The sequence below is a fragment of the uncultured Flavobacterium sp. genome, from assembly GCF_937967675.1.
Classification (GTDB): Bacteria; Bacteroidota; Bacteroidia; order Flavobacteriales; family Flavobacteriaceae; genus Flavobacterium.
In genome coordinates this window covers 1-5,655 of the sequence record NZ_CALBSN010000180.1, presented here as the reverse complement: position 1 = coordinate 5,655, position 5,655 = coordinate 1, and the positions used below count along the sequence as shown (strand labels likewise).

General features: G+C 32.3%; 5 protein-coding genes. 2 read left to right on the top strand and 3 right to left on the bottom strand.

From position 1 onward, the window contains the following. The 3 genes from Q0075_RS11820 to Q0075_RS11810 form a co-directional block, all read right to left on the bottom strand. The coding region (locus Q0075_RS11820) for a bifunctional UDP-3-O-[3-hydroxymyristoyl] N-acetylglucosamine deacetylase/3-hydroxyacyl-ACP dehydratase (RefSeq protein ID WP_297869685.1) at positions 1 to 1,244 on the bottom strand (1,244 nt) is incomplete at its 3' end. A 21-nt stretch (positions 1,245 to 1,265) separates the two neighbouring features. Continuing rightward, positions 1,266 to 2,279, bottom strand: coding sequence for a UDP-3-O-(3-hydroxymyristoyl)glucosamine N-acyltransferase (lpxD, locus tag Q0075_RS11815; RefSeq protein ID WP_291109430.1), 1,014 nt, complete (start codon positions 2,277 to 2,279; stop codon positions 1,266 to 1,268). A 77-nt stretch (positions 2,280 to 2,356) separates the two neighbouring features. Next, positions 2,357 to 3,592, bottom strand: coding sequence for an HD domain-containing protein (locus Q0075_RS11810; protein WP_297869684.1), 1,236 nt, complete (start codon positions 3,590 to 3,592; stop codon positions 2,357 to 2,359). A 132-nt stretch (positions 3,593 to 3,724) separates the two neighbouring features. Between Q0075_RS11810 and Q0075_RS11805 the strand changes: the two genes are divergently transcribed. Both Q0075_RS11805 and tsaE read left to right on the top strand, forming a co-directional pair. Further along, a complete protein-coding gene (locus tag Q0075_RS11805) occupies positions 3,725 to 5,278 on the top strand; it encodes a bifunctional response regulator/alkaline phosphatase family protein (protein WP_297869683.1) in 1,554 nt (517 codons plus the stop codon). A gap of 48 nt (positions 5,279 to 5,326) precedes the next feature. Beyond that, positions 5,327 to 5,655: tRNA (adenosine(37)-N6)-threonylcarbamoyltransferase complex ATPase subunit type 1 TsaE (gene tsaE / locus Q0075_RS11800; RefSeq protein WP_297869682.1), on the top strand; the 329-nt coding region annotated here is incomplete at its 3' end.

Sequence of the window (5,655 nt, the reverse complement as noted above, 5' to 3'; positions counted from 1 at the left end):
ACTTTATTTTTAAACTTAACATTATCGATTTTCATAAAATAAGTCAAGTAATTTTCTGGATCTGGAACTGAGCTCAAAATTAGAATTCCTCCCGTTTGAGCCATTGCTTCAATTTGTAATACTCCTGGCATAACAGGTGCTCCTGGAAAATGTCCTACAAAGAAATCTTCATTCATAGTCACATTTTTTAATCCTACCACATGAGTATCTGTCAATTCTAAAATTTTATCAACCAACAAAAATGGTGGACGATGAGGCAGTAAATTCATGATTCCATGAATATCCAATACGGGTTCTTTGTTAATGTCATATTGAGGAACATTATTTCGCTCTTCAGCTTTAATAATTTTAGCCATTTTTTTTGCAAACTGGGTGTTTACATAATGGCCAGGTTTGTTTGCAATTACTTTTCCTTGAATACGAGTTCCGATTAATGATAAATCTCCTACAACATCTAACAACTTATGACGAGCCGCTTCATTAGGAAAATGCAACGTTAAGTTATCTAAAATTCCATTTGGTTTAACAGAAATAGTTTCTTTATTAAAGGCTTTTTTCAAATTTTCCATTGTTTCTGTAGAAATCTCTTTGTCCACATAAACAATAGCATTATTCAAATCTCCTCCTTTAATTAGCCCATTATTCAACAAAGCTTCTAACTCGTGTAAAAAACTAAATGTTCTACAATCTGCAATTTCCGATTTAAAATCTTTGATTCCTTTCATTGTTGCATTTTGAGTACCTAAAACTTTTGTTCCAAAATCAACCATAGCAGTTACACAATATTCATCTGAAGGAATAACGGTAATTTCGCTACCTGTAGCTTCATCTAAATATGAAATAACCTCCTTAACTACATATACTTTTCTATCCGCATCTTGATCAACAATACCTGCTTTTTCAATAGCTTCTACAAAATATTTTGAAGAACCATCCATTATAGGAAGTTCAGATGCGTTCAATTCAATAATAATATTATCTAAATCACTACCTACAATAGCAGCCAAAACATGTTCAGGTGTTTGAATCATAACGCCTCTTTTTTCAAGATTTGTACCACGTTGTGTATTCACTACATAATTAGCATCTGCTTCGATGATAGGTTGACCTTCTAAATCAACCCTAACAAAGGTAAAACCATTATTAACTGGCGCAGGTTTTAATGTCATAGTAACCTCTTGCCCAGTATGAAGTCCAACACCTTTTAGGGAAATTTCGTTAGCGATGGTTTTTTGTTTAACCATGATTATAATATTTATTTTGGATTATTGTTTTTTTAAATTTTCGATATCTGCAACAATTTTAGGTAAATTTCTAAAATGAACAAAAGACTTAGCAAAATCACCATAATTGAAGGCTGGGCTTCCTTGAACTACTTCACCATCTCCTAAGCTTTTACCTATTCCTGATTGTGCTTGAATTTTAACATTATTACCAATTGTAATATGCCCAACAATTCCTACTTGACCACCAATCATACAATTTTTGCCAATTTTTGTAGAACCCGCAATTCCTGTTTGAGAAGCAATTACTGTATTTTCGCCAATTTCAACATTATGAGCTACTTGAATATGATTATCAAGTTTGACTCCTTTTCTTATTATTGTTGAACCTAAAGTAGCTCTATCGATTGTAGAACAAGCTCCGATTTCTACATCATCTTCTATGATAACATTACCTATTTGTGGTACTTTTTTGTAAGTTCCGTCTTCTTGAGGTGCAAATCCAAATCCATCAGAACCTACAATAGTTCCCGAATGAATCGTACAATTGTTACCAATTACCGTTTCTGAATAAATTCTTACTCCTGCAAAGAAAACGCAACCATCACCAATAATTACATTATCACCAATAAAACTATTAGGATAAATTTTCACATTGTTGCCAATAACTACATTTTTACCAATATAGCAAAAACTACCCAGATATAAATCTGAACCATAAGTAACTCCTTCAGAAATAACAGAAGGTTGCTCAATTCCTGATTTCATCAATTTTACTTGATTGTAATACTCTAAAAGTTGAGAAAACGCTTTATATGCATCTTCAACTTTTATAAGAGTTGTAGAAATTTCTTGTTCAGGCTCAAAGGTGTTATTAACAATTGTAACTGTTGCTTGAGTAGAATAAATATGATTTATGTATTTAGGATTAGCAAGAAAAGTTAAAGAACCTTCTGTTCCTTCTTCTATTTTAGCCAATTTGTAGACTTCCGCTTCAGGATTACCTACCACTTCGCCTTGTAAAATTCCTGCTATTTGAGCTGCTGTAAACTTCATTTATTTAATTTATTCGATTTAATCAGACCACATGAAACCACTTCATCTTGGCAAAAATATAAAATTTAATTAAAATGTTAACGTTCTAACAAGACTTTTGGAAAACAAATAAAATATTTTGTAACGGGTTTTGATAAAGCTTTTAAATGCAATTGGTCTGATGCTTCCACTACATCTTCAATGGTTTTATCCTTTTTCAAAATTCGGATAGGCTCACTTGACTTGCTGTAGGCTTGATTTTTCAACTTGCCTTTGAATACAAAATAATCTGCTTCTTTATCAGAAATACCAGTAATTGAAACATATTTATCTTTAAAAGCTAACAGGTTCTCTTTGTTAGGTTTATCATCACTCATTTGAATCTTTAGTAAATCACGATTAAGTATCATTCGGCAAAGTGATTGTAACACAAAATCATCATGAAATTGCCAAACTTTTATCGCACCTAAAACATCATAATCATCTAAATACGAAAACTTATCTAAAACACTTTTATCGAAATCAGCCAAGGAAATTTTGTTTTGTAAAAAGAATTGCAACGGTTCGCTACATGGCAAAACAATTCCTTTTTGAGTTAATTCTTTGGCACGCTTTAAAATTTTGGTCAAGATTAATTCCGCAACAACACTAGTTTTGTGCAAATACGCTTGCCAATACATCAATCTTCTAGCCACCAAAAACTTTTCAACCGAATAAATTCCTTTTTCTTCGATAACCAAATAATCATTTTGAACATTCATCATTTGGATTAAACGTTCGCTGTTGATGTTACCTTCGGCTACACCGCTGTAAAAACTATCGCGTTTTAGGTAATCCATTCTATCCATATCCAACTGACTTGAAATCAATTGCAACATGAATTTTCTATGATATTCTCCCTTAAAAACTTGGATTGCCAAGCCTAATTTTCCCTTAAACTCTATATTCAATTGCTCCATGAACAACAACGATAATTCTTCATGATGCACTTCTTCCACAATACTATGCTCCATAGCGTGACTGTAGGGTCCGTGACCAATATCATGCAACAAAATCGCAATATACAGCGCATTTTCTTCTTCTTCCGAAATAGAAACACCTTTAAATTGCAAGGTTTGAACCGCTTTTTGCATAATATGCATACAACCCAACGCATGATGAAAACGCGTGTGATGCGCTCCTGGATACACCAAATACGACATTCCCATTTGGGAAATTCTTCGTAAACGTTGAAAGTAAGGATGCTGAATTAAATCATAAATTAAACTATTGGGAATGGTAATAAAACCATAAATAGGATCGTTAAATATTTTGAGTTTGTTGGTTTGGCTCACAATTTGATAATTTTAGTAACAAATGTAGCGATTTTTTACAAAATGAAATCGTTAAAAAGAATTCAAAATTTTATACAATATTTAATACAAACCTCGTTTAATAAATAGTAACTTGCACACAAATTAAGAAATATGAGTCAGATAAAAATACTTTGGGTAGACGATGAAATTGATTTATTAAAACCCCATATCTTGTTTTTAGAAAAGAAAAACTATCACGTAACCACTTGCAATAACGGACAAGACGCTATCGATTTGTTCGAAGAAAATAATTTCGATATTGTTTTCTTAGATGAAAATATGCCAGGTTTAAGTGGTTTGGAAACTTTATCTGAATTAAAAGAAAAGAAATCTTCGGTTCCGGTGATTATGATTACCAAAAGTGAAGAAGAATATATTATGGAAGAAGCCATCGGTTCTAAAATTGCCGATTATTTGATAAAACCTGTGAATCCAAACCAGATTTTATTGAGTTTAAAGAAGAATTTAGACCATTCGCGCTTGATTTCCGAAAAAACAACTTTGGATTATCAGAAAGAATTCAGAAAAATTGCGATGGATATGGCAATAGTTCGTACCTATGAAGATTGGGTAGAATTGTATAAAAAACTGTTGTTTTGGGAACTTGAGTTGGAAAACATCGAAGACCAAAGCATGGTAGAAATCTTAGAAAGTCAAAAAACCGAAGCGAATGTGCAATTTGGAAAATTCATCGAACGTAATTATGAAGATTGGTTCCAACCAAAAGCAGATAAACCAATACTTTCTCATGAAATTTTTGGTGAATTAGTAGCTCCTGAAATCCGTAAAAAAGATAAACCAATTTTATTCATTGTCATTGATAACTTACGTTACGACCAATGGAAAGCGTTTGAAAGTGTGGTAAACAATCACTACAAATTAGAAAAAGAAGTGAGCTACTTCTCTATTCTGCCAACGGCAACTCAATATGCGCGTAATGCTATTTTCTCGGGATTAACTCCGTTGGAAATGGAAAAGAAATTTCCACAATATTGGAAAAACGATCCTGATGAAGGTGGTAAAAATCTGTTCGAAGGCGAATTTTTAACAGAACAATTAAAACGTTTGGGATTAAACATCAAACAAGAATATTATAAGATTACCAATTTTGCTTCGGGAAAAAAATTAGCAGATAATTTCAAATCATTAAAAAACAACGATTTGACTACGATAGTTTATAATTTCGTAGATATGTTATCGCACGCTAAAACTGAAATGGATGTAGTGAAAGAATTGGCTTCAAACGATAAAGCATATCGTTCTTTAACGGCAAGTTGGTTCAAGAATTCTCCACTTTTGGATATGATTCAACAAGCACAACAACTTGGTTTTAAATTAATTATAACCACTGACCACGGAACGATTAATTGTAAAAATCCGTCGAAAGTTATCGGTGATAAAAATACGAGTTTGAATCTTCGCTATAAAACAGGAAGAAGTTTAACTTATGAAGACAAAGATGTTTATGCTGTGAAAGATCCGAAGAAAATTGGATTACCAGCACTAAACATGAGTAGCTCTTTTATTTTTGCGAAAAACGATTTATTTTTGGCTTACGTAAATAACTACAATCATTATGTGAGTTATTACCGAAATACTTATCAACACGGTGGAATTTCGTTAGAAGAAATGGTGATTCCATTCTTAGTTTTAGAGCCGAGGTAATAGTGTTCAGTATTCAGTCAAAAGTGTTCAGTAAAAGTAAAATTTAGTATGACCGTAATTTACAGTTTGGAAGAAATAAATGCCATTGCAAAACAGATTCTTGCTACACCTTCGTTAAAGAAAATCATCACGTTTCATGCCCAAATGGGTGCCGGAAAAACGACTTTAATTAAAGAATTGGTAAAAGAATTAGGCGTAAAAGATAATTCAAGTAGCCCAACATTTTCTTTAGTAAACGAATACAGAACTTTTGAAGGCGAAACGGTGTATCACTTTGATTTATATCGTTTAAATTCAGAAGAAGAAGGTTATGATATGGGATTAGACGAATATTTTTATTCTGACAATTGGTGTTTTATTGAATGGCCAGAAAAAAC